Origin of the sequence: Luteimonas sp. MC1828 (assembly GCF_016461615.1) — a bacterium.
Classification (GTDB): Bacteria; Pseudomonadota; Gammaproteobacteria; order Xanthomonadales; family Xanthomonadaceae; genus Luteimonas.
Genome location: NZ_JAEMNY010000001.1, coordinates 1,865,247 through 1,891,480, shown reverse-complemented (window position 1 = coordinate 1,891,480; position 26,234 = coordinate 1,865,247). Strand labels below are relative to the sequence as shown.

The window sequence follows — 26,234 nt, the reverse complement described above, 5'->3', positions numbered from 1 at the left end:
TGACGCGGCGCCCCGCCGGGCGCCGCGTCAAGGGGTGTGGAGTTACTGGCTGCCACCGGCCTGCATGGTGGCGCGCTCGCGCGCGATCAGCTGGTCGGTGATGCGCAGCACGTCTTCCAGCGAGCGGCCGCGCACGCGGTACTTGCCGTTGACCACCACGGTGGGCGTGGAGTCGATGCCGCTGCGCACGGCGAACTGCTTGGCGCGGCCCACCTTGGCGTTCACCGCGAAGCTGTCCATGGTGCCCTTGAGCTGCGCGGCGTCGACGCCCTGCTTGGCCATGAACTTGACGATGTCGTCGCTGCTGGCGCTCGGGCGCAGGCTGCGCTCGATGTGCATGGCGTTGAAGGTCTTGGCGTGCACCTTGTCCAGCGCGCCGATGGCCTCGGCGGCGAAGAACGCCTTCGGGAAGTTGTCCTGGTCGTAGAACACGGCCGGCAGGTAGTTGAAGCGCACGTCGCCCGGCAGCTTGTTCTTCCACGCGGTGATCAGCGGGTCGAAGGCGGCGCAGTGGCCACAGGAGTAGGCGAACACTTCGACTACTTCGATCTTGCCCGCGAGCGGTGCGAACGGCTGGCCGCCGGGGATCTCGATGTAGTCGGTGCCGGCCACGGGGCCGGGGCCCTGCTGCGCGGCCTGCGCCGCGGCGGCGACGGCTGCATCGGCCGCGGGATCGGCGGCGACGGGCGCGTCCGCGGGTGCGGGTGCGGCGGCGTCGCCGGCAGCTTCAGTGGCGGGGGCGGACGGGTCGAGCGCGGGCTCGTCCGGGATCGCGGCCGGCGTGGCGGCTTCGGTGGCGACGGGGGCGGCGCTGGTGTCGGCGGCCGGGGCTTCGTCGCGGCTGCAGGCAGCCAGCAGCACGGTCAGCAGCAGGGGGGCGAAGAGCAGCTTGTTCATGGCATGGACTCGAAGAGCGAACGGAAAGGGATCAACGTGCCTTGGCGGCGGCGCGCTCGCGCGCAACCAGCAGGTCGGTGTGGCGGAGGATGTCGGCCAGGCTGCGGCCGATCACGCGGTACTTGCCGTTGACGATCATGGAAGGCGTGCCCTCCACGCCGGCGCCGACGATGAACTCGCGCGCGGCGCGCATGCGCGCATCGGTGGCTTCGGACTGCATGGCCGCGGCCAGGCGGTCGGCATCCACGCCGAGGCTGGCGTACAGCGTGCCGATCTCGGCCACGCTGGCGTTGCGCGCCGGCAGGCTCTGCTCGTCATGGATGGCGCGGAAGGTGGCGTTGTGGGTGCGTGCCAGCTTGCCCATCGATTCGGCGGCGAAGTAGGCGCGCGCCAAGCGATCGGTGGGGCTGAACGCCGCCGGCAGGTAGCGGAAGGCGACGTCGCGCGGGAGCTTCTTCGTCCAGGCATCGACCAGCGGCTGGAAGTCGTTGCAGACGTGGCACCAGTAGGCGAACACCTCGACCACTTCGATCTTGCCCTTGGTCGCCTGCAGGGGCGCGCCGCCGGCAATGACCACGTAGTCGCGGCCTTCGACCAGGCCGTCGCTGTCCTGGGCGAACGCGGGAGCGGCCGCGCACAGCGCGAACAGCAGGGTGAGGAGCAGGAGGCGCAGGGTCATCGGCGGGGGCTCGGTGGCGGGGGCGGAAAGCAAAGCGCCGGCACAGGAGTCTGGCCGGCGCTGCGCTTCAGGCATTGTGAAGACTCCGACCGCGGCGGCCGGCGCGAGTTCACGCAGCCTGCTGGACGTCCGCTTCCGGCGCGGCGGCGGGCGCTTCATCGGCCGGCGCTTCGCCTTCCGGCGCGGCACCTTCCGGGGCAGCTTCAACCGGCGCGGGCGCCGGGGCGGGCGGCGGCAGCTTGGCGATCGCGGCCAGCGTGGCGGCGTCGGGACGCGTGTGCAGGCCCTGCATGTAGCTCGAAAGCGCGCCGATTTCCTCGTCGGTCAGCTGGCGGGCGATGCTGGCCATGATGTCGAAGTGGGCGGTATCGCGCGCGGTGGTGGTGCCGGCGCGGTATTCCTGCAGGCGGCGCGCGGTGTACCAGGACTGCTGGCCGCCGACGTGCGGGTACGCGGGGCCGGGGTTGCCGGCGCCGGTCGGGCCGTGGCAGGCCATGCAGGCCGGGATTTCGCGCGCGAAGTCACCGCGGCGGAACAGCTGCTCGCCGATCTCGTAGAACTTCATGCCGGCGTAGGTGCCTTCGGTGACCTCGGTGTCGTCGGCAATGCCGGCCGACGTCGCCTGGTGGGCGAAGTGGGCGCCGACGTCGCGCATGTCCTGCGCGGACAGCATCGACGCGAACGGCTGCATGATCGCGTTTGCGCGCTCGCCGCTCTTGAACAGCGCCAGCTGCTGCGAGATGTAGCGCTCGCTCTGGCCGCCGATGTTCGGGTAGACCTCCGGGATGGTGCTCTTGCCGTCCAGGCCGTGGCAGGCCGCGCAGGTGCCGGCGAGCGTGGCGCCGTTCTGGGCGTTGCCCGGCACGGTCTTGGCGAGCTCGGCAAGCGCGTCGACCGACTCCAGCGGCAGGGTCTCCACCGGCTCGGCTTCTTCCAGCGGTGCGACCGTGGTCTGGGCAAAGGCGACGGCGCCGATCACCAGGGCGGTGAGGCCGACGAGGGCGTAGCTGCGGGCGTGGCGCATCTTGCTGGGCTCCGTGGATCGGTCTGGCGGGGCGTTGTGCGCCCGCGCCGCGCTGGCGCCGGAAGGCGCCCGCAAGGCCTGCCATTATCTAGGGCGCGCGTTGGAACGGTCAAACCGCCCCGCGGGCCCGCCGCGGACCCGCCCATGCGATCCTGTGCGCATGGCCAATCCCCTTGCACGCGCCCAGTACCTGCTGGCGGCGCACAACCCGCGTCAGCTCCCGCCCGATGACGGCTTCGAGGTCGCGTTTGCCGGCCGGTCCAACGCCGGCAAGTCCAGTGCGCTGAACGCGCTGTGCCAGCAGAACGCGCTGGCGCGAGTGTCGAAGACCCCCGGCCGCACCCAGCAGCTGGTGTTCTTCGACCTGCCGTCGCATACCGGCCGCTACCTGGTGGACCTGCCGGGCTACGGCTACGCCAAGGTGCCGCGCGAGCTGCAGGCGCACTGGCAGGCGTTCCTGGACCGCTACTTCCAGGCGCGCCAGGCGCTGCGCGGCCTGGTGGTGGTGATGGACATCCGCCACCCGCTGAAGGACTACGACCGGCACATGCTCGACTACGCGGCCAAACGCGGCATTCCGGCGCACGTGCTGCTGACCAAGGCCGACAAGCTGTCGAAGGGCAACGCCGGCTCCACGTTGCTGGCGGTGCGCCGTGACCTGGCCGCCACCTACGGTGACACCGTGGGCGTGCAGACGTTTTCCGGCGAGTCCAAGCTCGGCGTGGACGAAGCGCGCAAGGTGATCTGCGGCTGGCTGGACATGCCGGCACCCTGAGCTGATTGCAGCGCGGGGGGCGACGCTGCGGACCGGCAGTGGTGGCAAGGTGGCGCATGGCCGCGCGATATAGTGGCCGACCATGCGGAAGCCGGCCCGGACCGCACCATCGAGCGTCCTGCGAGTCCGCCCCGTGTCCAGCCCACTGCCCAGCGCCACTACCCCCATCCGCTCGCGTGACGACCTGGTCGCCTACATCGCCGGCGGCGCGCGCGTGCCCGACGACTGGCGCATCGGCACCGAGCACGAGAAGTTCGGCTTCCGCCTCGACGACCTGCGCCCGCCGACCTATGACGGCCCGCAGGGCATCGGCGCGCTGCTCGACGGCCTGTGCCGCTTCGGCTGGGAGCGGGTCACCGAACACGGCCAGGTGATCGCGCTGCTGAAGGATGGCGCCTCGGTCACCCTGGAGCCCGCGGGCCAGCTGGAGCTGTCCGGCGCGCAGCTGTCGACCATCCACGAGACCTGCCGCGAAGTGGGCAGCCACCTGCGCGAGGTCAAGACCGTCGCCGATGAACTCGGCCTCGGTTTCCTCGGCATGGGCTTCCAGCCGAAGTGGGCGCGTGCCGACATGCCGTGGATGCCCAAGGACCGCTACCGCATCATGAAGTCGTACATGCCCAAGGTCGGCGACCTCGGCCTGGACATGATGACGCGCACCTGCACGGTGCAGGTCAACCTCGACTTCGCCAGCGAAGCCGACATGGTGAAGAAGTTCCGCGTGGCGCTGGCGCTGCAGCCGATCGCCACCGCGCTGTTCGCGGACTCGCCGTTCACCGAAGGCAAGCCCAACGGCTACCTCAGCTACCGCTCGCACATCTGGACCGACACCGACCCCGACCGCACGGGCATGCTCGACTTCGTGTTCGAGGACGGCTTCGGCTACGAGCGTTACGTCGACTACCTGCTCGACGTGCCGATGTACTTCAGCTACCGCGATGGCGTGTACCACGACGCCAGCGGCCAGAGCTTCCGCGACTTCATGGACGGCCGCCTGCCGGCGCTGCCGGGCGCGCTGCCGACCATCCAGGACTGGTCCGACCACATGACCACCGCGTTCCCGGAGGTGCGTATGAAGCGCTTCCTGGAGATGCGTGGCGCCGATGGCGGTCCCTGGAACCGGCTGTGCGCGCTGCCGGCGTTCTGGGTGGGCCTGCTGTATGACGATGCCGCGCTCGATGCGGCCTGGGACCTGGTCAAGGACTTCAGCCGCGACGAACGCCACGTGCTGCGTGACGGCGTGCCGAAGCACGCGCTCAAGCTGCCGTTCCGCGGCGGCACCGTGCGCGACCTGGCGCAGCGTGCGCTGGAGATCGCGTCCGCGGGCCTCGCGCGCCGCGCGCGCCTCAACGAAGACGGCCAGGACGAGAGCCGTTTTCTCGAACCGCTGGTTGAATACGTCATGGCCAACGAAACCCCGGCCGAACGCAAGCTTGCGCTGTACCACGGCGAGTGGGGCGGCAACATCGACCGCGTGTTCAGCGAGTTCGCTTACTGAGCACGTGATCCGCCTGGCCGGCGGCGCGTGTAGCCTTGGGCCATGAACCCGACGCCCGCCGCAATCGCTTCGCCGCTGCGCGAGCAGCTTGATTTCGCCGACACCGACACGCTGCTGCGCGACGACGTGCGCAGGCTTGGGGCGATGGTCGGCGACATGCTGTCCGAGCAGGTGTCCCCGGCGCTGCTGGCGCAGGTGGAAGCGGTGCGCCGCGCGGCGATCGCGCGGCGGGAGACGAGCGCGCCTGTCGACGAAATGGCCGGCCACCTGGCCGCGGTGTCGCTGGACGATGCCGATGCGCTGGTGCGGGCATTCTCGGCGTGGTTCAGCGCCATCAACCTGGCCGAGCGCGTGCACCGCATCCGCCGCCGTCGCGATCACCAGCGCGGCGACGAAGGGCCGCAGCCGGGTGGGCTGGAAGCCGTGCTGGGCGCGCTGCATGCCGATGGGGTCACGCTCGACGAGCTGCAGGCGCTGCTGCCGGAGCTGTGGGTGGAGCCGGTGTTCACCGCGCATCCCACCGAAGCGGTGCGCCGCGCGCTGCTCGCCAAGGAATCGGTGATCGTGGAGCGGCTGGTGGCCGACATCGACCGCGCGCGCACACCCGACGAACGCCGCAGCGACGAGTCGCGCATCCGCCAGGCGCTGGCCACCACCTGGCAGACCTCCGAGGCGCCGCCGCTGAAGCCCACCGTGACCGACGAGGTCGAACACATCGGCCACTACCTCGGGGTGCTGTTCCGGGTGCTGCCGGCGTTCTATGAAGTGTTCGCCGATGCCGTCGAGGCCATCTGGGGCGAGCGCATCGCGTTGCCCAACGTGCTGCGCTTCGGCACCTGGGTGGGCGGTGACATGGACGGCAATCCCAACGTCGGCGCCGCCACCATCGAAGCCGCGCTCGCCGCGCAGCGCGCGCAGGTGCTGGCGCAGTACCGAGCGGAGCTTGCCGCGCTGGGCCAGGTGCTCACGCAGAGCCGCGACCGTGCCGGCGTGGACGACGCGGTCGACGCGCGGCTTGCGGAGTACAAGGCGCTCATGCCGGAAGCCGCCGCGCGCCTGCGCGCGCGCCAGGCGGACATGCCCTACCGCCAGCTGATGGAGCTGATGTCGGCGCGGCTGGCGGCGACCGCGGCCGACGAGGGCGCGCCAGCCGGCGCGGCCTATGCGGGCGTGGAGGGATTCCTCGACGACCTCGAGCTCATCGACGCCAGCCTGGCCCACCACCGCGGCGAACACGCGGGCCTGTTTGCATTGCGCCGCCTGTTGCGGCGGGTGCGCAGCTTCGGTTTCCACCTCGCCGCGCTCGACCTGCGCCAGGATTCCGCCGCGCACGACGCCGCGTTGGCCGCGCTGGAGGGCGACGACGACTGGGCCACGCAGCCGCTCGACACACGGCTCGCGCGCCTGCATGCGCTGATCGATGCGCCGCAGCCGAGCGTGCCGGACGCCGATGCGGCGGCGGCCTCGCTCGATGTGTTCCGTGCGGTGACCGCCGCGCGCGCGCGCTACGGCGACGCCGCGTTCGGGCCGTACATCGTCAGCATGAGCCGCAGTGCCGCCGATGCGCTCGCGGTGCTGGCGCTGGCGCGCATCGCCGGCTGTGTCGAGGGCGACGGCGCCGGCGAGGTGCCGCTGGACGTGGCGCCGCTGTTCGAAACCGTCGACGACCTCGATGCCGCCGCCGGGGTGATGCGCGCGCTGTTCGACGACCCCGTGTACCGCCGCCACGTGCGCGCCCGCGGCAACCGCCAGATCGTGATGCTGGGCTACTCCGACAGCGCCAAGGACAGCGGCCTGCTGGCTTCGCGCTGGGCACTGCAGCGTGCGCAGGTGGACCTGATGCGGATCGCCCGCGAGGCCGGCGTGCGCGTGGTGTTCTTCCATGGCCGCGGCGGCTCGGTGAGCCGCGGTGGCGGCAAGACCGAGCGCGCGATCATCGCCGCGCCGCGCGGCACGGTCGACGGCCGCCTGCGCGTCACCGAGCAGGGCGAGGTGATCCACCGCAAGTACGGCATCCGCGCACTCGCGCTGCGCAACCTCGAGCAGATGACCGGCGCGGTGCTGCGCGCCAGCCTGCGCCCGCGCCCGCCGGAGCCGCGCGTGCAGGCCTGGCGCGCGATCGCCGACGGCCTGTCCGCCGATTCGCGCGCCTGCTACCGCGCGCTGGTGCACGAGGATCCGGGCTTCAACGCCTACTTCCGCGCGGCGACGCCGGTGGATGTGATCGAGCGCCTGCAGATCGGCTCGCGGCCGTCGCGGCGGCGCGATGGCGGCATCGCCAACCTGCGCGCCATTCCCTGGGTGTTCGCGTGGTCGCAGAACCGCTCCGGGCTGACCGGCTGGTATGGCGTGGGCCATGCGCTGCAACGCGGGATCGACGAACACGGGCTGGATGCCATGGCCGAGCTTGCGCGCGACTGGCACTTCTTCGCCGCCATGCTCGACGACGTGGAGATGCTGCTGGCGAAGTCCGACCTCGCCATCTTCGAGCGCTACTCGCGCCTGGCCGGCGGCGCCCATGACGTGTTCTTCCCGGGCATCTCCGCGGAATTCGCGCGCACGCGCGACAGCATCCTCGCCATCAAGGGCACCGACCGGCTGTTGGCTGGCGACTACCGCCTGCGGTTGTCGATCCGCCTGCGCAATCCCTACGTGGATCCGATCAGCCTGCTGCAGGTCGAGCTGCTGCGCCGCTGGCGCGAAGGCGGATGCGCGGATGACGAGACGCTGCGCGCGCTGTTCGCCACCGTCAACGGCATCGCGGCGGGGATCCAGAATACCGGCTGACAGGCGCTAGACTTCGCCGGTCCCGTCCACGGAACTGCCGCCATGTCCGCACCGCGCGAAGAGATCGTCTTCCACACCAACCCCATGTCGCGCGGGCGCATCGTGCGCTGGATGCTCGAAGAGCTGGGCGTCGAATACCGCACGGTGGTGCAGGAGTACGGAGGCAGCATGAAGTCGGCCGAGTACCTGGCGATCAACCCGATGGGCAAGGTGCCGGCGCTGCAGCACCGCGGCGTGGTGGTCACCGAGGCGGCGGCGATCTGTGCCTACCTGGCCGATGCCTTCCCGCAGGCCGGCCTGGCGCCGGCACTGGACGACCCGCTGCGCGGGACATACCTGCGCTGGCTGTTCTTCGCCGCGGGCCCGGTGGAGGCCGCGGTCAGTGCGCGCGCGATGGGCCTGCTGGCACCCGCAGAGAAAGCCGGCATGGTCGGCTACGGCAGCTACGAGCACACCGTCGACGCGCTGGAGCAGGCCGCGGCCTCGACTTCGCCATGGCTGCTGGGCGAACGCTTCAGCGCGGCCGACGTCTATGTCGGCGGCCAGGTGGATTTCGGCCTCGGATTCAAGTCGATTCCGGAACGTCCGGCGTTCACCGCCTGGGCCGAACGCCTGCGCGCCCGGCCGGCGTACCAGCGTGCGCAGGCGCTGGACAACGCGCTGATGCCGGCGCGGGGCTAACCCGGCTTTTTCGCCCTCGGCCTGGGCTTGGGTTTGGGCTCGGGCATCAACGCGGCGGTTTCGAGCAGGAGCCGCCGCAGCGCTTCGGCATCGTCCAGGAGCTCGTCGGCGACGGGATAGCCCTTCGCACCGGGATAGGGCGGCCGCAGCGGCAGGCCGGGCGCCAGGCGCGTAACCGCGGCCGACGGCTTCACGAACAGGCTGTTGTCGCAGGCGAAGGCCACGACCTTGCCGTCCACGTAGACCGCGTACTCGCCAAACAGCTTCTTGCACGTCAGCCGCTCGCCGAGCCCGGCCTGTTCGGCGACGTAGTCGAGGAAGTGCTGGTCGGTGGCCATGCGGGGCTCGGTTGCCGTGGAGAGCGGGCATCGTTCTCCGCGGCCGTGCTCCGGGTCAAGCGCCGCTGGTATACTCCCCCCCACTATCATCCGGACTGCCTGCCGTGCCGCATTCGCCAGAGGAAAAGAAGAAGGTCCTCGCCCGCGTGCGCCGTATCCGCGGCCAGTGCGACGCGCTCGATCGCGCGCTGGAGGCCGGTGCCGATTGCGCGCCGGTGCTGCAGCAGATCGCGGCGATCCGCGGAGCGGTCAACGGGCTGATGAGCGAGGTGCTCGAAGCGCACCTGCGCGAGCAATTCGGCCAGGCCGCGGGCGACGACAGCGATCGCGATGCCCGCGTCGCCGAGATGACCGGGCTGATCCGTTCCTATCTCAAGTGAAGCCGCAACATGATCCGCACTGGAAGCCCCACGGCGCCGTGTGCCTTCGTTACGAATTTTGATTCGACAGGAGTATCGCCATGAAATCCCGTGCCGCCGTCGCCTTTGCCGCAGGCCAGCCACTGCAGATCGTCGAGCTCGACGTCGCCCCGCCGCAGAAGGGCGAAGTGCTGGTGAAAATCACCCACACCGCCTTGTGCCACACCGACGCCTTCACCCTGTCCGGTGACGATCCGGAAGGCGTGTTCCCGGCGGTGCTGGGCCATGAGGGCGCGGGCATCGTGGTCGAGGTCGGCGAGGGCGTCACCAGCGTCCAGCCGGGCGACCACGTGATCCCGCTGTACACCGCCGAGTGCGGCGAGTGCCTGTTCTGCAAGAGCGGCAAGACCAACCTGTGCGTCGCCGTGCGCGCCACGCAGGGCAAGGGTGTGATGCCCGATGGCACCACCCGCTTCAGCTACAACGGCGAGCCGGTCTACCACTACATGGGCTGCTCGACTTTCAGCGAGTACACGGTGGTCGCCGAGGTCTCGCTGGCCAAGGTGAACCCGGACGCGAACCCGGAACACACCTGCCTGCTCGGCTGCGGCGTGACCACCGGCATCGGCGCGGTGCACAACACGGCGAAGGTGCAGGAAGGCGACAGCGTGGCGGTATTCGGCCTCGGTGCCATCGGCCTCGCGGTGATCCAGGGCGCGGTGCAGGCCAAGGCCGGGCGCATCATCGCCATCGACACCAACCCGTCGAAGTTCGAGCTGGCGACGCAGATGGGCGCCACCGACTGCGTCAACCCGAAGGACCACGACAAGCCCATCCAGCAGGTCGTCGTGGAGATGACCGGCTGGGGCGTGGACCATTCGTTCGAGTGCATCGGCAACGTCAACGTGATGCGCGCGGCGCTGGAGTGCGCGCACCGCGGCTGGGGCCAGAGCGTGGTGATCGGCGTGGCCGGCGCAGGCCAGGAAATCAGCACCCGTCCGTTCCAGCTGGTCACCGGCCGCAAGTGGCTGGGCACGGCGTTCGGCGGGGTGAAGGGACGCACGCAGCTGCCCGGCATGGTGGAGGACGCGATGCGCGGCGACATCCAGCTGGCGCCGTTCGTGACCCACACGCTGCCGCTGGAGCGCATCAACGAAGCCTTCGACCTGATGCACGAAGGCAAGTCGATCCGCACCGTCATCCACTACTGAGGCCCGCCATGGAACGCATTGAACACCGCGCCAGCTTCGGCGGCTGGCAGGACGTCTACCGCCACCGCTCGGAGGTCCTCGGTTGCGACATGACCGTGGGCGTGTACTTTCCGCCACAGGCGGCCGACGGCCCCTGCCCGGTGCTGTACTGGCTGTCGGGCCTGACCTGCAATGAGCAGAACTTCATCACCAAGGCCGGCGCGCAGCGCTATGCCGCGGAGCACGGGATCATCATCGTCGCGCCCGACACCAGCCCGCGCGGCGATGACGTCGCCGACGCGTCGGGCTACGACCTCGGCAAGGGCGCGGGCTTCTACGTCAACGCCACGCAGGCGCCGTGGGCCGCGCACTACCGCATGTACGACTACATCGTCGACGAGCTGCCGGCGTGGGTGGAGGCGGATCCGTCAGCCAGCGACGCGCGCGCGATCAGCGGCCATTCGATGGGCGGCCACGGCGCGCTGACCATCGCGCTGAAGAACCCCGGCCGCTACCGCAGCGTGTCGGCGTTCTCGCCGATCGTGGCGCCGAGCCAGGTGCCATGGGGCGAGAAGGCCTTTGCGGCCTACCTCGGTGACGACCGTGAGGCGTGGAAGCAGCACGACACCGTGGAACTCGTGAAGTCGGCGCAGGAGAAGCTGCCGCTGCTGGTCGACCAGGGCGACGCCGACGAGTTCCTCGACACCCAGCTGCGCCCGCAACTGCTGCAGGCCGCGTGCGTGACCGCCGGCCATCCGCTGCAGCTGCGCATGCAGCCGGGCTACGACCACAGCTACTACTTCATCTCGAGCTTCATCGGCGAGCACATCGCCCACCATGCAAAGGCGCTGCGTGGGTGAGAGCGGAAAAGCGTTTTGCCACGGATCACGCGGATAAGAGCAGATAGGGGACAGGGCATCGAAGCTCCGTGCCCCATCTGCTTTGATCAGATTTGATCCGCGTCATCCGTGGCAGGCCTTTGCTCATCACTGGCCAAGCGCGAAGTCGGTCAAGGCGAAGCGACCGCCGTGCAGGTCCGTTTCGCTGGCGACGAGGGAGAGGGGTGCGTCGAACATCGGGCCGTCGCTGACACAGGTGTGGAACTCGCCGTTCTCGCCGCAGGGATCCACCGTGGCCGGCAGCGCGGCGAACAGCGCAAGGTCGAAGTCGTGGCCGGCGAATGCGATGTCGAGCTGCGTGGTGTCGACGCAGCACAGCTGCGCGCGCAGGCCGCCGGCGATCATGTCGCGCGCCAGCGCCGCGGTCGCGGCGCCGAACAGCGGGAACAGCGCGGTCCAGCCGAGCCGCGCGCACAGCGCTTCGCGCCAGGCGCGGATGTCGGCCAGCAGCAGGTCGCCGAAGGCGATGCGCGTGATGCCGGGCCAGCGCGCCTGCGCTTCGGCCAGCGTGGCGGCGAAGGCGGCTTCGTAGCAGGCGTTGTCGCAGCTTTCCGGGATGCGCATTTCGAGCAGCGGCAGCCCGGCGGCCGCGGCCTGTGCGTGCAGCACGTCGACGCGGATGTACTGCATCGAGGCACGTTCGGTGCCTGCGCTGATCGTGGCGAGCAGGCCCACCACGTCGATCTCGCCGCGCTGGCGCAGCGCGTGCAGCGCCCAAGCCGCGTCCTTGCCGCCGCTCCACGCCAGCAGTGCGGGCGGCCGCGGTGTCATCGGCTTCAGCCCGCGCGCACGTCGCGCAGTTCCCAGGCACTGCCGGCCAGCAGGCGCATGCGGTGCTTGAACACCACGCCGGGCAGCACGGTGTCGGCCACCAGCTCCACGCGGGTCTCGCGCTGCGTGCCGGTCACGGTGGCGGCGGGATCGGTGGCGCCGAGCGCGGGATCCACGTCGTCCGGCTCGTCCTGGGTGGTGCGCCAGCGCTGGAACAGGCCGTCGCCGCGCAGCGCGTCCTGCAGCTCGCGCGCAAAGGCCTCGGCACCCTGCGCCGTGAACGCGAACTCGCCCGAGGCACGGGTGCGCTCGGGATCGGGAAGGGCGATGAGATAGCGCGTGGACATGGGCGTCTCCGGAGGGTGGCGTTGCCCCAGCTTAGCGGGCGACGGCGTGAGTCCGGCGTGCCCGCGCCACGCGCCGCGGCATTACGGCGTGCCGCGATTGCGTTCCTTCTCGCGCGCCTCGGCGCGCTCGCGGCTGCGGATGAACAACGGCACGCCGATCGTGATTCCGAACATGATCAGCGCGCCACCGATCGTGAGCCAGCCGACGGGCCTGGCAAGAAGCTCGACGAAAACCGGATGCATGGCACTCCCTCCCTCTGTGTGACCCGATCATCGGCCGTCGCCGGCCGGCGGTTGTTGACCGGGATCAAGGTCTGCGCGGTGTCTCCAGCGCCTCCAGCACGGTGGACGCCACCAGCGCGGACGCGCGCGGGCCGAGGTGGCCGTAGTCCCAGGTGGTGAGTTCGGCGGGATCGTCGACATAGGTGAGGCAGCCGCGCAGGTCGCACAGCGCGGACAGCGCCGAGACATAGGTGACGTCGTCGCGACCGCCGAGGGCCCTGCGCAGCGCGGCGTCCAGCGCGTGCACTTCGGGCAGCGTTTCACCGCGCAGCCGCTGTGGCACCTGCAGGAAGGGCTGCCGCGCATGGCGCTGCACGAGCAGCGCCGGCAGCCAGGCGCGCCAGCGCGGCGCCGGCCCGAGCACCACCACCTGGCCTACGCCGGCGGCATGCAGTGCGGCGATGCCGGGCTCCAGGTCGCGCAGCACCTGCGCCGGGTCCTGGTATTCGCGCCCGTTCCAGTAGGCGAACAGCAGCACGTAGTCCGGGCGCAGCGCGGCGATGCGTTGCAGCACGCGCGCGTTGTCGCTCCGGCATGGTTCCTTGCCGGGATCGAGATAGGGCCGGCAGCCGCTGCGCGTGAACTGCGCCAGGCGCAGGCGGCCGTCCGCGACCTCGCGCATGCCCGGGTACAGCAGCGCGGAATGCGAATCGCCCCACAGCACCAGCAGCGGGCGTGGCGGCGCAGTCTGCGCGTCGACGCATTCCGCCGGGAACTCCGCCGGTTCGCCCGGCGCGCCGACCAGCGAACAGGTGCCTTCGCGCGATGGCGCGCGCCAGTCGTAGCCGTAGTTGGCGTACTGCCGTACCGGTTCGCCGGCGCGCGACGCAACGCCCTGCAGCGCCCACAGCGCGAGGCCCGCCGCCAGCACCAGCGCCATCGCCGGCAGCAGCACGGCGAGCGCGCGGCGCGCGTGCATGCGGTGCCGCAGCGGGCGCTCCACCAGCCACCAGGTCAGCCCGGCCAGCACAACGGCCAGCACCACCAGTGCCACGCGCAGGCCCGGCGCCACTTCGCCGGTGGCATGGATGCGCGCGAACGAAAGCAGCGGCCAGTGCCACAGGTAGAGCGGATAGCTGACCAGGCCGATCCACACCAGCGCGCGCAGCGACAGCAGGCGCTGCGCCCAGCCAGTGGCCGGCACCGCGGCGATCAGCAGCGCGGTGCCGGCGACCGGCAGCAGCGCGCGCCAGCCCGGGAACGGCGACTGGTCGCTGAGGCCGACGCAGGCGGCGATGATCAAGGCGAGCCCGGAGAACGCGGCCAGCTCGGCGGTGATGCGCGTGCGTCCCGACGCTGCGGGCGCCACAGTGCTGCCCAGCCGGTGCGCCAGCCACGCGCCGGCCAGCAGCTCCCAGAAGCGCGTGAACGGCAGGTAGAACGCGGCGCTGGCGTCGCGCGCGGTCAACCACAGGCAGTACGCCAGCGACAGCACGCCAACCACCAGCACCAGGCGGCGGGTGTCGGCGCCGCGCGTGATCGCCAGCGCCAGCAGCGGCGGCCACAGCAGGTAGAACTGTTCCTCCACGCCGAGCGACCACAGGTGCAGCAGCGGCAGGGTCTCGGCCGCGGCGGCGAAATAATCGGTGTCGTGCCAGAACGCCAGGTTGGCGATGAAGCCGGCGCTGGCCGCGGCGTGGCGGCCGAGCGCGGCGTAGTCGGCCGGCACCAGCAGCCACCAGCCGGCCACCAGGCACGCCGCCAGCACCACCACCAGCGCCGGGAACAGCCGCCGGATGCGGCGCACGTAGAAACCGGCGAACCCGAAGGTGCCGGCCGCCAGGCCGTCGCGCAGGATGCCGGTAATCAGGAACCCGGAGATGACGAAGAACACGTCGACGCCGACGAATCCCCCGGGCAGCAAGCGCGGGAACGCGTGGTACGCGACCACCGCGAGGACGGCGATGGCGCGCAGGCCATCGACATCCGCACGGTAGCCGGGCGCCGGCCGCAAGCCCGCGCCTGCCGCCATCAGTGCGCCGGCGTGGAGTACGCGCGCGGCAGGTCGCCGCGCGTGGCGTCCGGCGCGGGCCGCAGGTAGCGGTCGCGCAGCTCGGTCTGCCGCGAGTGCATCGGGATCGCGCGGCCGTCGAACCACACCTGGCGGGCGAGGCTGGCGACGTCGAGCGGGTCGCCGTCCCACAGCACCAGGTCGGCGCGCATGCCCGGCGCAATGCCGCCCAGCTCGCCACCGACGCCGAACGCCTCGGCCGGCACGCGGGTCAGTCCGGCCAGGCCGTCTTCCCACGGCAGGCCGTGCGCCACCGCGTTGCCCGCCAGCTGGCGGATCTTGCGCGCGTTGTGCGAACTGTCGCCGGCCTGGCTGAAGCCGACGATCGCGCCGGCGGCGCGCAGCCGCGCGGCGTTTTCCAGCGTGGCGTGGATGCGGTCGAAGTTCGACGGCAGGTTGTCGAGCGGGTCGACGAACACCGGCACCTTCGCCGCGGCGAGTTCCGACGCCACGCGCCAGGCCTCGCCACCGCCGCGGATGGCGACCTGCACGCCGTGGCGCTTCGACCAGCGCAGGAGCTGGCGGATGTCCGCGGCACGGTCCACGCGCACCACCAGGCGGCCACCGCCGTCGAGGTAGCGCTTCAGCGTGTCGCGGCCGGCCGGAGTGAGCAGCGCGGCATTCGACCCGGCCGGGATGCGGCCGCGCACTTCATCCACCAGCTGGTCGAGCAGCATCCACTGCGCGGCGCGCGAACCGCCCACCAGGCCTGCGGCGCTGCCGCCGCCAAGCTGGACGAACAGCAGTTTCGGGCCCGCCGGCTGATCGCCGCCGTCCAGGCGCATCACCGCGCCCTGGCCGCCGATGATCGAGCCCCCTTCGCCGGTGCCGGCCGCGAGCACGGTGAAGCCGAGGCCTTCCACGCGCGCCACGGGCACCAGCAGCGAGTCCGGATTGAACGCCAGGGTCACGTCGAACTCGGGCCGCACCACCATTTCCTTCGACCCCGCGCCGAGCGCGAGCGTGGTGTCGGTGGTGGCGTCCTCGCCGGAGACTTCGTCGATGCCGATCGCGGTGATGCCGGCGAACAGCGCGGGCGTCAGCGGCTTGCCGTTGGCCTCGACCACGGTGGCGCCGGCGGCATCCAGCCGGGTGCCGATCGCGGCGATGCGGCCGTTGCGTACCAGCACGTCCGCGCCCTGCAGCGTGCCGCGCGCGGTGGCGGTGTGCACGGTGGCGTTGCGGATCAGCAGGTCCTGCGCCAGCGCCGGCGCGGTGGCGAGCAGCAACGCGAGGGCCGCGAGCGGCGCGAGGCGGCGCATGCCGCGGCGCGCGCTCATCGACCACCTCCGGCGGCAACGCCCCGTCCGAGCATGAAGTCCGAGCGCGGCTGGCGCGACGGGTCATGGCGGTCGTACATGCGCGCGCCGTCGATCCACACCTGTTCGGCCAGTGCGTAGGAACTGAAGGGGTTGCCGTTCCACAGCACCACGTCGGCGCGCTTGCCGGCCTCGAGCGTGCCGGTCTGGTCGAGGATGCCCATCGACTGCGCCGGGTTGCGGGTGATCCAGCGGATCGCGCGCTCCGGTGCGATGTCGATGCCGGCGCGGCGCGCGCTGGCCATCACCTTGGCCGACTCCTGGTTGAGGCGCTGGATGCCCTCCTCGGAATCGGAGTGCACGATGGCGCAGCCGTTGACCGCGCGGTCGACGATCGCCACGTTCTCCTGGATGCCGTCGAAGGCCTCCATCTTGAAGCCCCACCAGTCGGCCCACAGCGCGCCGCAGACGCCGTCGGCGCCAAGCCGGTCGGCGATCTTGTAGGCCTCCACGCCGTGGTGGAACGCCGCAACCTTGAAGCCGAACTCGTCGGCGAGGTCGAGCATGGTCACCATCTCGTCGGCGCGATAGCAGTGGATGTGCACGAGGATCTCGCCGTCCATCGCCGCGGCCAGGGTCTCCAGCTTGAGGTCGCGCTTGCCGGCCTTGTCGCCGCCGGCCTTCTGCTTGGCGCGGTAGTCGGCGGCATCGATGAACGCGGCGCGGTAGCCGGCCACGTTGCCCATGCGCGTGGCGGGACCGCCCTTCTGGCCGTACACGCGCTTGGGGTTCTCGCCGCAGGCCATCTTCAGGCCGTGCGGCGCGCCGGGGAATTTCATGCCCTGGTAGGTGGTGGCCGGCACGTTGCGCAGCGTCACGCCGCGGCCGCCGACCAGGTTGGCCGAGCCCGGCAGGATCTGCAGGCTGGTCACGCCGCCGGCGAGCGCGGCATGGAAGCCGGGATCCTGCGGCCACACCGAGTGTTCCGCCCACACCGCGGCGGTGACCGGCGAGGTCATCTCGTTGCCGTCGCTGTGCGAGCGCGTACCGGGGCTCGGGTAGACGCCGAGGTGGGAGTGCACGTCGATGATGCCCGGCGTGACCCACTTGCCGCTGCCGTCGACGCGCACCGCGTCGGCCGGCGCGTCGAGGCCGCGGCCCACGGCGACGATGCGGCCGTCGCGCATCAGCACGTCGGCGCCGTCGAGGCGCTCGCCGGTGCCGGTGAGCACGGTCGCGCCGCTCACCAGCACCGGCGCGCTGGCGATCGCGCGGTAGGTGCCCGGATAGGCGTCGCCTGTGGGGCTGGCGGCGGCGCCGTCACGCGGGCCGGCGGCGCTGGTGCTGGCGCAGCCCGCGGCCAGCGCGGCGGCAAGCGCCGCGGCCAGCGCGGCGTGCATCGGATGCTTCATCGTGCTCTCCCCCGAATGGTCGCCCACCCTAGCCGGCCCGCGCGTCGTGCCGCAATGTGCGAAAGGTGGGGGCGGCCGTCCGCCTTCGCCGCGCGTGCAAGAATGCTGCGCAAAAAGGAGCATCCGATGAAAGAGAAGGACGAGATCGTCAACAACTGGCTGCCGCGCTACACCGGCGTGCCGCTCGACCAGTTCGGCGAGCACATGCTGTTGACCAACTTCGGTGGCTACCTCGGCCACTTCAGCCGCATGACCGGCGCCGAGGTGGTCGGCATGGACCGGCCGATGCCCAGCGCCACGGCGGACGGCATCACCATGATCAACTTCGGCATGGGCAGCCCGAACGCGGCGACCATGATGGACCTGCTGTCGGCGATCAAGCCGAAGTCGGTGCTGTTCCTGGGCAAGTGCGGCGGGTTGAAGCGCAAGAACCAGCTCGGCGACCTGATCCTGCCGATCGCGGCGATCCGTGGCGAGGGCACCAGCGACGACTACCTGCCGCCGCAGGTCCCGGCGCTGCCGGCGTTCGCGCTGCAGCGCGCGGTCTCGACGATGATCCGCGACCTCGGCCTCGACTACTGGACCGGCACGGTCTACACCACCAACCGGCGGGTGTGGGAGCACGACGAGGCGTTCAAGGAGCGGCTGCGGGCGATGCGCTGCATGGCGATCGACATGGAGACGGCGACGATCTTCGCGGCGGGCTTCGCCAACCGCATCCCTTGCGGTGCGCTGTTGCTGGTCAGCGACCAGCCGATGATCCCGGAAGGGGTGAAGACCGAGGCGTCGGATGCGCGCGTTAGCATCGAGTACGTGGAGAGCCACATCCAGGTGGGCATCGAGGCGCTGCGCCTGATCCGGCGCCACGGCAAGTCGGTGCGCCACATGAGGTTCGACGAGTGACGCTGCCGACGCCGGGCGAGGTCGTCGCGTTCTGGCGCGCGGCGGGGCCGGCGAAGTGGTTCGCGCGCGACGATGTGTTCGATGCGGAGCTGCGCGCGCGCTTCGAGGCGGCGCACTTCGCAGCGGGTCGGCGGGAGTTCGAGGATTGGATGACGTCGGCGGAGGGTGCGCTGGCGCTGTTGATCCTGCTCGACCAGGTGCCACGCAACATCTTCCGCAACAGCGGGCATGCGTATGCGTGCGATTCGCTGGCGCTGCATTACGCGTCGCGGTTGGTGGATGCGGGGTTCGATGTCGAGGTGGATCCGGCGCTGCGGGTGTTCTGCTATCTGCCGTTCGAGCATTCGGAGGACCTGGCAGACCAGGAGCGCTGCGTGGCGTTGTCGCGGGCGCTGAATGCGGAGACGCTCAGGTACGCGGTGGCGCATCGGGATGTGATCGCGGAGTTCGGGCGGTTCCCGCATCGCAATTGGGCGCTGGGGCGGGTGAGTACGGCGGCCGAGGTGGCTTGGCTGGAGGCTGGCGGCGGGTTCTAGTCCCCTGGGTCCGGCGGGGCTGACCGCGCACGTCGGCATTCTTCGCTGGCGTTCCGAGGCGTGCGAATACCGACGTGCGCGGTCAGCCTTTGATGGGCTGTCGTGTGTTGGTTGGCGTGCCGGTTCATAGCGGGGCTGCCCGCGCACGCCGGCACGCTTCGCTGGCGTTCCGAGGCGTGCGCGTACCGACATGCGCGGTCAGCCTGTGTTGGGCTGTCGCGGGTTGCTGGCAACGGCCAATCAAGAGCGCGGTCCCGTCTCCGCCACTCTCCACTGCAGCAGGCTCGCGAGGAGGCCCCGCTTGCGCACCCGCAAGCGCACGCCTCGGAACGCCAGCGAAGCTTGCGGGTGCGCAAGTGGGGCCGGAGCGGGGGCCTCGCGAAAGCCCCTCGGAACGCCAGCGAAGCTTGCGGGTGCGCAAGTGGGGCCGGAGCGGGGGCCTCGCCAAAGCCCCTCAGTAGCGGGGGATGCTGCTGTCGACGTGCTGGCTCCAGGCGTCGATGCCGCCTTCGATGTTGTAGACCTCGCGGAAGCCGAGCTGGCGGAAGCGTTCGGCGGCCTGGCCGCTGCGGCCGCCGTGGTGGCAGAGGAAGGCCAGCGGGGTGTCCTTCGGGAGGGCTTCGAGGGCGGCGGGGCCGTCGTCGAGGGTCATGAAGGGGGTGGTGACGGCGGCCAGTGCGCGTTCGTCGGCGGGGCGCACGTCGACCAGGCGGACGCTGCCGTCGCTGGTGCGGGCCTGGGCGTCGACCGGGGACATGGGGCGCACGGCAGGGATGGCGTTGGGGTTGTCGACCACCAGGCCGCGGCCGCGGGTGTCGTCGGCCCAGTCGATGGTCACGCCATCGGCGCGGCGTGCGGCGGGGGCGTCGACCTGCACGCGGACGCCATCGCAGTCGACGGTGACGGCGGCGGCTTCCGGCTGGGCGAGGGCGAGGCGGGTGCGGTAGTTGGGATCGATGTCGAGCTTGACCACGAGGTCGCCGCCGGCGTCGTCGATCGCCTTGCGCAGCACGGCGTGCGCGGCGGGGGTGACGGTGAGGGTGGGCGGGCTGCGGTCCGGCGCGGGCAGGCCGAGGGCGCTGTGCAGTTCGCCGGAGTTGGACATCTGCTCGATGATGTCGCTGCCGCCGACCAGTTCGCCGTCGATGTACAGCTGGGGAATGGTGGGCCAGTCGCCGTAGGCCTTGATGCCTTCGCGGATCTCGGGGTCGGCCAGCACGTTGACGTGCGCGTAGGGGGTTTCAAGCGCGGTCAGTGCGGCGACAGCCTTGGCCGAGAAGCCGCACTGCGGGGCGCGCGGGTCGCCCTTCATGAACAGCACGATGCGGTTGGCCTGCAGCAGGTCTTCGATGCGCTGGCGGAGCTGGGGGTCGAGGGACATGGCGGCAACTGCGTCGAGAAGGGCCCTCTAGGGTACCCCTTCGCCTCCGGCGGCGGCCTTGACGCATGTCATCATGCGGCGATGCCTGCGCCGCCTCCGCCCTCGTTGCATCGTGTTCCGCGCCGTCCGCATGCGTGGCTGTGGCTGGCGCTGGTGGCACACGGGCTTGTGGCCTGGCTTTGGTGGCGCGCGGGCTGGACCTGGGGCCTGGCGGCGTTGCTGGCGGTACATCTGGCGTTCGTGTGGGGCACGCTGCGGCCCGGTTCGCGGCTGTTCGGGCCGGTGCTGCGGCGCCTGCCTGCGGGCTCACCCGAGGTGTGGCTGACGATCGACGACGGGCCGTCGGACGACACGGCGGCGATCCTCGACCTGCTGGATGCGCACGCGGCGCGCGCGACATTCTTCCTGGTCGGCGCGCGTGCCGAGGCGCGGCCGGAGCTCGTGCGCGAGATCGCGGCGCGCGGGCACGGCATCGGCAACCACAGCCACACGCATCCGCAGGCGCGCTTCTGGGCATTGGGTCCGGCGGCGATGCGGCGCGAGATCCTCGATTGCCAGGCGACGCTGGCGCGCATCACCGGGCAGGCGCCGCGCTGGTTCCGGGCGGTCGTGGGCCACGCCAATCCGTTCGTGCATGCGCCGCTGCGCGAGGCCGGATTGTCGCGGGTGGCGTGGAGTGCGCGCGGCTACGACGCGGTCGAATCCGATCCGGCGCGCATCGCGCAGCGGGTCGCACGCGACCTCGCGCCCGGCGCGATCGTGCTGCTGCACGAAGGCGCGCCGCACGGACGCAGCGTCGAGGTGATCGCGGAGGTATTGCGCGCGGTCGACGCCGCAGGCTATCGGGCGGTGCTCCCGGCCGACTGAGGCGGTCGCGGCAAGGTTGCCCGCAACGTGCAGGCTTGCGGCGGCTAGTGGATGTGCGGATACCCCACTCCAACACGCAAGAGCGCTGTCCCGTCCTTGCCACCCTCCCCACTGCAGCAGGATCACGAGGAGGCTGGAGGCTGCAGGCCGCAAGCGCACGCCTCGGAACGCCAGCGAAGCTTGCGGCCTGCAGTCGCCAGCCGAACCACAATCCTGCGATCACCCCGCGACGATCAGCCAGTTGTTGAAGGGCGTGTTGCCGTAGAGCGGGCGGAAGTCGACGTGCAGGCCGGCGGCGGAGAGCTGCGATTGCAGGCCCTCGCGCGTCGGGTAGCACTTCGGGGTTTCCTGCATCCAGCCGAACAGGTGCGCCAGGCGATCGGTGACGCGGGTGGTGCGGCCGCGGCGGCTGTCGTCGCCCAGGCCGCTGCGGATCACCAGTTTCGAGCCGGGCGTGAGCATGGCGATCGCGTCGGCGAGCAGCGCGCGCTGTGCGTCGGCATCGAGGTACTGCAGCACGTCGAGGATCGCGACGCTGCCGGCGTGCGGCGGCCAGCCCTGGGCGAGGTCGACGACCGCGAAGCGCGCGTCGTGTTCGAAGCCGCATTGCGCCGCGATGCGCGCGCCGCGGCGGATCTTGTCGGCGTCGATGTCGACGCCGTGGTACGGCATGGCCTGGCCGTCGAGGCGCAGCGCGTGCAGCAGCAGGCCCAGCCCGCAGCCCAGGTCGAGGACCGGCGCGGTGGTGCCGCGCAGCGCGTCGAGCACGCCCGGGTAGAGCGGGTCGCTGCGCAGCTTGGACAGCGTGTAGAAATAGTCGTAGCGGTTGCCGAGCACGTGCGCGGGCAGGAACGCGCGGGCGATGGCGCGGGCTTCGTGGGGCGGGAACGGGGCGGTGGCGGAGCGGGTCATGGCGTCCTTGCGTGGCGCTGCAGCAACAGGTGGCGGGCGGCCGGCAGGGCCAGGCGCATCCATGCGGCATGCATGGGGGCGGCGGGGTGCAGGCCGTCATCGGCCAGCATGTCCGGTTCGGCGCCGCGTTCGCGGCTGACGCCGGTGATGTCGACGAAGGCGACGCCGCGTGCGTCGCAGGTGGCGCGCGCGGTGGCGTTGTAGCGATCCAGCTCGCGGGCGATCTGCGCCTGGTCGCGGCCGCTTGCCGCAGCGAACGGGGTCACGCCCCAGTCGGGGATGGACAGCACGAGCACCTGGTCGGCGCGGTCGTCGGCAAAGGCGATGGTGCGTTCGAGCAGCGCGCTGAAGCCGGTGCGGTAATCGGCGACATCGCGGCCGCGGTACTGGTCGTTGACGCCGATCAGCAGGCTGGCGAACCCGAACTGACCCTGCGGCTCGGCGGCATCGATCGCGGCCGCCAGCTCGTCGGTGGTCCAGCCGGTGGCGGCGATGGTGAGCGGGTCGTCGAGCGCGATGCCCTCCGCGCGCAGCGCATGCGCCAGGCGGTGCGTCCAGCGCGCTTCGGGCGCGACGCCTTCGCCGATCGTGTACGAGTCGCCGAGCGCGAGGTAGCGGAGCACCACGCGGGGGTCAGGCCGTCGCCGCGCGCGCGGCGGATGTAATCGGGACGACCTTGCCGGTGGCTTCGGCGCGGCGGTCGAGCACGCGTTCGATGCGCCGGAACACCTCGCGCAGCTGGTCCGGCTCGGGCAGCAGCGTGACGCGGAAATGGTTGCGGTAGGGCACGTTGAAGCTCGAGCCCGGCACCACCAGCACGTGCTCGGTTTCCATCAGCTCGAGCGCGAAGTCGTGGTCGTCGAAACCCTGGGCAGCGGGGCCCGTGACGCCGGGGAACGCGTACAGCGCGCCGGCGGGCGCGTGCAGCTTGAGGTGCGCGCTGGCGGCGCAGCTTTCGATCACCGCGCGGCGCGCTTCGTACAGGCGGCCGCCGGGCGCGCAGAGCGGGCCGATGGTGTCGAGCCCGGACAGCGCCGCCGGCACCGCGAACTGCCCCGGCACGTTGGCGCACAGGCGCAGCGCGCCGAGCAGGTCCATGGCATGTCGGTAGTCGCGGGTGGCGGCTTCGTCGCCGGACAGCATCGCCCAGCCCACGCGCCAGCCGCAGGCGCGATGCACCTTCGACAGGCCGCCGAACGACAGGCAGGGCACGTCGCCTGCCAGCGGCGCCAGCGGCTCGAACGTGGCGCCGTCGTACAGGATGCCGTCGTAGATCTCGTCGGCCATCAGCAGCAGGCCGTGGCGCGCGGCGATGTCGACGATGCGCTCGAGCAGCGCGCGCGGGTAGGTCGCGCCGGTCGGGTTGTTGGGGTTGATCAGCACGATGGCGCGGGTGCGCGACGACACCAGTGCTTCGAGTTCGTCCGGATCCGGCAGGAACGCGTTGCTCTCCTTGCAGCGGTAGTACACCGGGCGGCCGTCGTTGAGGATCGTGGCCGCCGACCACAGCGGGTAGTCGGGCGACGGCAGCAGCACTTCGTCGCCGGGGTTGAGCAGTGCGCGCAGGGCGATGTCGATCAGCTCGCTGACGCCATTGCCGATGAACACGTTGTTGGCCGAGGCGCCGGGCGTGCCTCGCGCGGCGTGCTGGGCGGCGACCGCTTCGCGCGCGGCGGGCAGGCCCTGCTGGTGCGTGTACGGGTCGGTGCCGGCGATGTGGTCGGCGATCGCGCGCTGCAGGTGCTCGGGCGCACGGAATCCGAACGCGCCCGGGTTGCCGATGTTGAGCTTGATCAGGGTGTGGCCCTGCGCCTCGAGGTCACGGGCGCGGCGGGCGAGTTCGCCGCGGATCTCGTAGCGGACTTCGGACAGGCGCTCGCGCGTCTTCAGGCGGGGCTCGGACATCGGTGCGGGCGTGCGGCGGGGGGCCGCAAAGCCTAGCGGAAATGCCGCCCGGCCGCCGGTCCGGCGCGGCAGGGGGATAGAATCCGCGCATGTCGAACACCGCCGCCCGCGTTTGAGTCCCGAGATCCTCGCCCTGCGCGCGATCGGCTGGCCGTACGAGGGCCTGCCGGCCACGGGCGGCTGGGCAGCGCTGATGGCAGCGCACCCCGCCGCGCAGCCGGTGCGCGTGGTCGAGCAGCACCGCACCAAATACGTGGTTGCCGTGGGTCCCGGCGAGGGCTTCGGCGTGGAGTCGTTGCCCGAATGGCAGCGTCCGAAGTGCCCGCCGGAGCAGCGCGCCGCGGTCGGCGACTGGCTGCTGGTCGAGGGCCGCCAGGTCGTCGCCCTGTTGTTGCCGCGGCGCAGCGTGGTCAAGCGCGCGGCCGCCGGCGAGCACTACAAGCAGCAGATCATCGCGACCAACATCGACACCGCGTTCGTGGTCTGCGGCCTGGATGGTGATTTCAACCCGCGCCGCATCGAGCGCTACCTGCTGCTGGTGCAGGGCGGCGGCGTGGAGCCGGTGCTGGTGCTCACCAAGGCCGACCAACCGGGCGTCGATGTCGATGGCGCGCTGGCCGAGCTGGAAGACAGCATCCGCGCCGGCCTGGCGGTGGTGGTGGTCAACGCGCGCGACCCCGCCAGTGTCGCGGCGCTGGCGCCGTGGCTCGGCCCGGGCCGCACCGTGGTGTTGGTGGGCAGTTCCGGCGCGGGCAAGTCCACGCTGACCAATTCGCTGGTCGGCCACGAGCGCATGCGCACGGGCGCTGTGCGCGAGAACGACGCCCGTGGCCGCCACACCACCACCCACCGCGCGCTGGTGCCGCTGGCTTCCGGCGCCTGCCTGATCGATACCCCGGGCATGCGCGAGCTCAAGCCCACCGGCGAGGAGGACATCGCCGAGGGCGGGTTCGCCGAAGTCGAGGCGCTGGCCGGCGCGTGCCGTTTCCGCGACTGCAAGCATGATCGCGAGCCTGGCTGTGCGGTGCGCGCGGCGATCGACGCCGGCACCGTCGACCGCGCGCGCTTTGCCCACTATCTGAAGCTGCGCGACGAAGTCGCCGGTGCCGCCAGCGTGCTCGCCAGCCGCCTGGCGCAGGCGCAGGCGAAGCCGGGCCGTCGCTGAGCGCGCGCCGGAGCGCGCCACGGGGAGAGTTCGCCGCCATGCACGCCAACGCCGACATCGCCCACCACGCCGCGCTCGATGCGCGCATGCTGCAGGCCGCGCGCGACATCCGCCTGCTGACCCTGGCGAGCTGGCCGGCATCGGTGCAGCACGCATTCCTCGCGCGCTGGGCCACCGGCGATGCGCGCCCGCCGCAGTACGCCTATCCGCGCCATGATTTCGGCGATACGCGCCGCGAGCTGGCGGCCATCGCCGCGGCCGCGGATCCGCAGCACCCGCTGGGCGCCTACCTGGTGGATTCCGCGCGCAGCTGGGGCATTGCCGCGGAGCTCCTCGAGTCGCTCGGCACCGCCGCCGCGGGTACGCACTCGGAGCGCCTGTTCGGTCGCCCGGACACGCCGTTGCCGGGAAACGGGCCGACCACGCGCGACGCCGCGCGGCACTTCATCGCGATCGCGGACGAACTCGACCGCGAGCTGCTCGCGCCCGAGGAGCAGGTGCAGGTCTCGGCCACCGCGCTGCAGCTGCAGCTGCAGGCCGACCTCGACGATTTCTTCGACGCGCGCGTGGTCGAGGTGGTGCTCGACCCGGACCTGGTCGCCAAGGCCGCTGCCGGCGCCACGCGCATCCGCCTGCGCAGCGGCGCGTCCTTCAGCGACTACGACCGCGGCCAGTTGCTGCAGCACGAGGCCTTCGTGCATTCACTGAGCGCGCTCAACGGCCGCCGCCAGGCGCTGTTGGGAAGCCTGGCGCTGTCTTCGCCGCGCAGTACCGAAACCCAGGAAGGCCTGGCCACGTTTGCCGAGCTGGCCACCGGCAGCATCGACATCGAGCGGATGAAGCGCGTGTCGCTGCGCACCGAGGCGATCGCGATGGCGCTCGAGGGCGCGGATTTCATCGACGTGTTCCGCTACTTCCTGGATGCCGGGCAGGGCGAGGTGGACAGCTTCTCGTCGGCGCAGCGCGTGTTCCGCGGCGTGCCGACCTGCGGCGGCGCGGCGTTCACCAAGGACAGCGTGTACCTGCGCGGCCTGGTCGGCGTGCACACGTTCTTCCGCCAGGCGCTGGCAGGCGGGCGGCTGCGCCTGTGCAGGCTGCTGTTCGCCGGCAAGATGACGCTCGATGACGTGGTGGCGTTCGAGCCGCTGTTCGACGACGGCACGCTGTCGCCGCCGCACTGGCTGCCGCGCTGGGTGTCGCGCGCGAACGGCCTGGCGGGGACGCTGGCGTTCTCGGTGTTCGCCAACCGGATCCGCCTCGACAAGGTGGGCACCGGCGTGCACGACTGAAGGCGCGGCGTGCTGCAACGTTCCGGTCAGCGGTCCGACGCCCCGGGCCGGACGGGCTAGAATCGAT

General features: G+C 71.4%; 26 protein-coding genes. 12 read left to right on the top strand and 14 right to left on the bottom strand.

From position 1 onward, the window contains the following. Positions 1-42: 42 nt before the first annotated feature. The 3 genes from JHB91_RS08665 to JHB91_RS08655 form a co-directional block, all read right to left on the bottom strand. Positions 43-897 carry a thiol:disulfide interchange protein DsbA/DsbL gene (locus JHB91_RS08665; protein ID WP_199472426.1) on the bottom strand — a complete coding sequence of 285 codons (855 nt, stop codon included), beginning with the start codon at positions 895-897 and terminating at the stop codon, positions 43-45. Between the two features lie 31 nt (positions 898-928). Continuing rightward, complete coding sequence (locus JHB91_RS08660) at positions 929-1,576, bottom strand: thiol:disulfide interchange protein DsbA/DsbL (protein WP_233348293.1); 648 nt, start codon at positions 1,574-1,576, stop codon at positions 929-931. A gap of 109 nt (positions 1,577-1,685) precedes the next feature. Then, positions 1,686-2,600 (bottom strand): c-type cytochrome, encoded by a 915-nt coding sequence (locus JHB91_RS08655; RefSeq protein ID WP_199472425.1) that lies wholly within the window; start codon positions 2,598-2,600, stop codon positions 1,686-1,688. A gap of 160 nt (positions 2,601-2,760) precedes the next feature. On the opposite strand from JHB91_RS08655, the gene yihA reads away from it, so the two are divergent. From yihA to JHB91_RS08635, 4 genes are all read left to right on the top strand, one after another. Beyond that, positions 2,761-3,375 carry a ribosome biogenesis GTP-binding protein YihA/YsxC gene (gene yihA / locus JHB91_RS08650; RefSeq protein WP_199472424.1) on the top strand — a complete coding sequence of 205 codons (615 nt, stop codon included), beginning with the start codon at positions 2,761-2,763 and terminating at the stop codon, positions 3,373-3,375. 133 nt (positions 3,376-3,508) lie between these two features. Beyond that, a complete protein-coding gene (locus tag JHB91_RS08645; RefSeq protein WP_199472423.1) occupies positions 3,509-4,873 on the top strand; it encodes a glutamate--cysteine ligase in 1,365 nt (454 codons plus the stop codon). Positions 4,874-4,915: 42 nt separating this feature from the next. Continuing rightward, positions 4,916-7,660 carry a phosphoenolpyruvate carboxylase gene (ppc, locus tag JHB91_RS08640; RefSeq protein WP_199472422.1) on the top strand — a complete coding sequence of 915 codons (2,745 nt, stop codon included), beginning with the start codon at positions 4,916-4,918 and terminating at the stop codon, positions 7,658-7,660. A 42-nt stretch (positions 7,661-7,702) separates the two neighbouring features. Further along, positions 7,703-8,341 carry a glutathione S-transferase family protein gene (locus tag JHB91_RS08635; RefSeq protein ID WP_233398541.1) on the top strand — a complete coding sequence of 213 codons (639 nt, stop codon included), beginning with the start codon at positions 7,703-7,705 and terminating at the stop codon, positions 8,339-8,341. On the opposite strand, the gene JHB91_RS08630 is transcribed toward JHB91_RS08635, so the two are convergent. Then, positions 8,338-8,679 carry a TfoX/Sxy family protein gene (locus tag JHB91_RS08630; RefSeq protein WP_199472421.1) on the bottom strand — a complete coding sequence of 114 codons (342 nt, stop codon included), beginning with the start codon at positions 8,677-8,679 and terminating at the stop codon, positions 8,338-8,340. The two genes, JHB91_RS08635 and JHB91_RS08630, sit on opposite strands and share 4 nt — an antisense overlap. 104 nt (positions 8,680-8,783) lie before the next feature. Between JHB91_RS08630 and JHB91_RS08625 the strand changes: the two genes are divergently transcribed. The 3 genes from JHB91_RS08625 to fghA all read left to right on the top strand — a co-directional run bounded on the left by JHB91_RS08625 (position 8,784) and on the right by fghA (position 11,088). Then, positions 8,784-9,059, top strand: coding sequence for a metal/formaldehyde-sensitive transcriptional repressor (locus tag JHB91_RS08625; protein WP_199374759.1), 276 nt, complete (start codon positions 8,784-8,786; stop codon positions 9,057-9,059). An 80-nt stretch (positions 9,060-9,139) separates the two neighbouring features. Then, positions 9,140-10,249, top strand: coding sequence for an S-(hydroxymethyl)glutathione dehydrogenase/class III alcohol dehydrogenase (locus tag JHB91_RS08620; protein ID WP_199472420.1), 1,110 nt, complete (start codon positions 9,140-9,142; stop codon positions 10,247-10,249). 8 nt (positions 10,250-10,257) lie between these two features. After that, positions 10,258-11,088: an S-formylglutathione hydrolase gene (gene fghA, locus JHB91_RS08615; RefSeq protein ID WP_199472419.1), complete on the top strand. Its 831-nt coding sequence runs from the start codon at positions 10,258-10,260 to the stop codon at positions 11,086-11,088. A gap of 126 nt (positions 11,089-11,214) precedes the next feature. On the opposite strand, the gene JHB91_RS08610 is transcribed toward fghA, so the two are convergent. From JHB91_RS08610 to JHB91_RS08585, 6 genes are all read right to left on the bottom strand, one after another. Next, on the bottom strand, positions 11,215-11,898 hold the full coding sequence (locus tag JHB91_RS08610; RefSeq protein ID WP_199472418.1) for an ATP-binding protein: 684 nt from the start codon (positions 11,896-11,898) through the stop codon (positions 11,215-11,217). 5 nt (positions 11,899-11,903) lie between these two features. Then, the gene (locus tag JHB91_RS08605) at positions 11,904-12,245 is read right to left on the bottom strand and encodes a hypothetical protein (RefSeq protein WP_199472417.1); all 342 of its coding nucleotides are present in this window, start codon (positions 12,243-12,245) and stop codon (positions 11,904-11,906) included. Positions 12,246-12,326: 81 nt separating this feature from the next. Beyond that, positions 12,327-12,488 (bottom strand): hypothetical protein, encoded by a 162-nt coding sequence (locus JHB91_RS08600; RefSeq protein WP_199472416.1) that lies wholly within the window; start codon positions 12,486-12,488, stop codon positions 12,327-12,329. A 64-nt stretch (positions 12,489-12,552) separates the two neighbouring features. After that, positions 12,553-14,499, bottom strand: coding sequence for an acyltransferase family protein (locus tag JHB91_RS08595; RefSeq protein WP_199472415.1), 1,947 nt, complete (start codon positions 14,497-14,499; stop codon positions 12,553-12,555). Continuing rightward, on the bottom strand, positions 14,499-15,818 hold the full coding sequence (locus tag JHB91_RS08590; RefSeq protein ID WP_199472414.1) for an amidohydrolase family protein: 1,320 nt from the start codon (positions 15,816-15,818) through the stop codon (positions 14,499-14,501). Before JHB91_RS08590 ends, JHB91_RS08595 begins: the two co-directional genes overlap by 1 nt. Next, positions 15,815-17,197 carry an amidohydrolase gene (locus JHB91_RS08585; RefSeq protein WP_199472703.1) on the bottom strand — a complete coding sequence of 461 codons (1,383 nt, stop codon included), beginning with the start codon at positions 17,195-17,197 and terminating at the stop codon, positions 15,815-15,817. Before JHB91_RS08585 ends, JHB91_RS08590 begins: the two co-directional genes overlap by 4 nt. Positions 17,198-17,335: 138 nt before the next feature. Here JHB91_RS08585 and JHB91_RS08580 point away from each other — a divergent pair, with 138 nt between their 5' ends. Continuing rightward, positions 17,336-18,112 carry an AMP nucleosidase gene (locus JHB91_RS08580; RefSeq protein WP_199472413.1) on the top strand — a complete coding sequence of 259 codons (777 nt, stop codon included), beginning with the start codon at positions 17,336-17,338 and terminating at the stop codon, positions 18,110-18,112. After that, complete coding sequence (locus tag JHB91_RS08575; protein WP_199472412.1) at positions 18,109-18,648, top strand: DUF924 family protein; 540 nt, start codon at positions 18,109-18,111, stop codon at positions 18,646-18,648. The genes JHB91_RS08580 and JHB91_RS08575 overlap by 4 nt, the downstream gene beginning before the upstream one ends. A gap of 454 nt (positions 18,649-19,102) precedes the next feature. Here JHB91_RS08575 and grxD read toward each other — a convergent pair whose 3' ends face one another. Further along, positions 19,103-20,029, bottom strand: coding sequence for a Grx4 family monothiol glutaredoxin (gene grxD / locus JHB91_RS08570; RefSeq protein ID WP_199472411.1), 927 nt, complete (start codon positions 20,027-20,029; stop codon positions 19,103-19,105). Positions 20,030-20,110: 81 nt separating this feature from the next. Here grxD and JHB91_RS08565 point away from each other — a divergent pair, with 81 nt between their 5' ends. After that, positions 20,111-20,896, top strand: coding sequence for a polysaccharide deacetylase family protein (locus tag JHB91_RS08565; protein WP_199472410.1), 786 nt, complete (start codon positions 20,111-20,113; stop codon positions 20,894-20,896). Positions 20,897-21,115: 219 nt separating this feature from the next. Here the strand turns inward: JHB91_RS08565 and JHB91_RS08560 are convergent, their stop codons facing one another. The 3 genes from JHB91_RS08560 to JHB91_RS08550 are packed head-to-tail and all read right to left on the bottom strand — an operon-like array spanning position 21,116 to position 23,713. Next, positions 21,116-21,808, bottom strand: a complete 693-nt coding sequence (locus JHB91_RS08560) for a methyltransferase (RefSeq protein WP_199472409.1) — start codon at positions 21,806-21,808, stop codon at positions 21,116-21,118. Beyond that, positions 21,805-22,434 carry an SGNH/GDSL hydrolase family protein gene (locus tag JHB91_RS08555; protein WP_199472408.1) on the bottom strand — a complete coding sequence of 210 codons (630 nt, stop codon included), beginning with the start codon at positions 22,432-22,434 and terminating at the stop codon, positions 21,805-21,807. Before JHB91_RS08555 ends, JHB91_RS08560 begins: the two co-directional genes overlap by 4 nt. Positions 22,435-22,441: 7 nt before the next feature. Then, positions 22,442-23,713, bottom strand: a complete 1,272-nt coding sequence (locus JHB91_RS08550; protein ID WP_199472407.1) for a pyridoxal phosphate-dependent aminotransferase — start codon at positions 23,711-23,713, stop codon at positions 22,442-22,444. 112 nt (positions 23,714-23,825) lie between these two features. On the opposite strand from JHB91_RS08550, the gene rsgA reads away from it, so the two are divergent. Continuing rightward, positions 23,826-24,878: a ribosome small subunit-dependent GTPase A gene (gene rsgA / locus JHB91_RS08545; RefSeq protein ID WP_233398540.1), complete on the top strand. Its 1,053-nt coding sequence runs from the start codon at positions 23,826-23,828 to the stop codon at positions 24,876-24,878. Positions 24,879-24,916: 38 nt separating this feature from the next. Beyond that, complete coding sequence (locus JHB91_RS08540; RefSeq protein WP_199472406.1) at positions 24,917-26,167, top strand: flavohemoglobin expression-modulating QEGLA motif protein; 1,251 nt, start codon at positions 24,917-24,919, stop codon at positions 26,165-26,167. Positions 26,168-26,234: the final 67 nt, after the last annotated feature.

What these genes read in the sequence shown, in the direction of transcription:
- JHB91_RS08635 (WP_233398541.1), top strand. Translation starts at nt 7,703, where the DNA reads ATGTCCGCACCGCGCGAAGAGATCGTCTTCCACACCAACCCCATGTCG.
- JHB91_RS08665 (WP_199472426.1), bottom strand. Translation starts at nt 897, where the DNA reads ATGAACAAGCTGCTCTTCGCCCCCCTGCTGCTGACCGTGCTGCTGGCT.
- JHB91_RS08610 (WP_199472418.1), bottom strand. Translation starts at nt 11,898, where the DNA reads ATGACACCGCGGCCGCCCGCACTGCTGGCGTGGAGCGGCGGCAAGGAC.
- JHB91_RS08560 (WP_199472409.1), bottom strand. Translation starts at nt 21,808, where the DNA reads ATGACCCGCTCCGCCACCGCCCCGTTCCCGCCCCACGAAGCCCGCGCC.
- JHB91_RS08660 (WP_233348293.1), bottom strand. Translation starts at nt 1,576, where the DNA reads ATGACCCTGCGCCTCCTGCTCCTCACCCTGCTGTTCGCGCTGTGCGCG.
- JHB91_RS08550 (WP_199472407.1), bottom strand. Translation starts at nt 23,713, where the DNA reads ATGTCCGAGCCCCGCCTGAAGACGCGCGAGCGCCTGTCCGAAGTCCGC.
- JHB91_RS08620 (WP_199472420.1), top strand. Translation starts at nt 9,140, where the DNA reads ATGAAATCCCGTGCCGCCGTCGCCTTTGCCGCAGGCCAGCCACTGCAG.
- JHB91_RS08580 (WP_199472413.1), top strand. Translation starts at nt 17,336, where the DNA reads ATGAAAGAGAAGGACGAGATCGTCAACAACTGGCTGCCGCGCTACACC.
- yihA (WP_199472424.1), top strand. Translation starts at nt 2,761, where the DNA reads ATGGCCAATCCCCTTGCACGCGCCCAGTACCTGCTGGCGGCGCACAAC.
- grxD (WP_199472411.1), bottom strand. Translation starts at nt 20,029, where the DNA reads ATGTCCCTCGACCCCCAGCTCCGCCAGCGCATCGAAGACCTGCTGCAG.
- JHB91_RS08655 (WP_199472425.1), bottom strand. Translation starts at nt 2,600, where the DNA reads ATGCGCCACGCCCGCAGCTACGCCCTCGTCGGCCTCACCGCCCTGGTG.
- JHB91_RS08630 (WP_199472421.1), bottom strand. Translation starts at nt 8,679, where the DNA reads ATGGCCACCGACCAGCACTTCCTCGACTACGTCGCCGAACAGGCCGGG.
- JHB91_RS08565 (WP_199472410.1), top strand. Translation starts at nt 20,111, where the DNA reads ATGCCTGCGCCGCCTCCGCCCTCGTTGCATCGTGTTCCGCGCCGTCCG.
- JHB91_RS08540 (WP_199472406.1), top strand. Translation starts at nt 24,917, where the DNA reads ATGCACGCCAACGCCGACATCGCCCACCACGCCGCGCTCGATGCGCGC.
- JHB91_RS08600 (WP_199472416.1), bottom strand. Translation starts at nt 12,488, where the DNA reads ATGCATCCGGTTTTCGTCGAGCTTCTTGCCAGGCCCGTCGGCTGGCTC.
- fghA (WP_199472419.1), top strand. Translation starts at nt 10,258, where the DNA reads ATGGAACGCATTGAACACCGCGCCAGCTTCGGCGGCTGGCAGGACGTC.
- JHB91_RS08595 (WP_199472415.1), bottom strand. Translation starts at nt 14,499, where the DNA reads ATGGCGGCAGGCGCGGGCTTGCGGCCGGCGCCCGGCTACCGTGCGGAT.
- JHB91_RS08590 (WP_199472414.1), bottom strand. Translation starts at nt 15,818, where the DNA reads ATGAGCGCGCGCCGCGGCATGCGCCGCCTCGCGCCGCTCGCGGCCCTC.
- ppc (WP_199472422.1), top strand. Translation starts at nt 4,916, where the DNA reads ATGAACCCGACGCCCGCCGCAATCGCTTCGCCGCTGCGCGAGCAGCTT.
- JHB91_RS08605 (WP_199472417.1), bottom strand. Translation starts at nt 12,245, where the DNA reads ATGTCCACGCGCTATCTCATCGCCCTTCCCGATCCCGAGCGCACCCGT.
- JHB91_RS08585 (WP_199472703.1), bottom strand. Translation starts at nt 17,197, where the DNA reads ATGCACGCCGCGCTGGCCGCGGCGCTTGCCGCCGCGCTGGCCGCGGGC.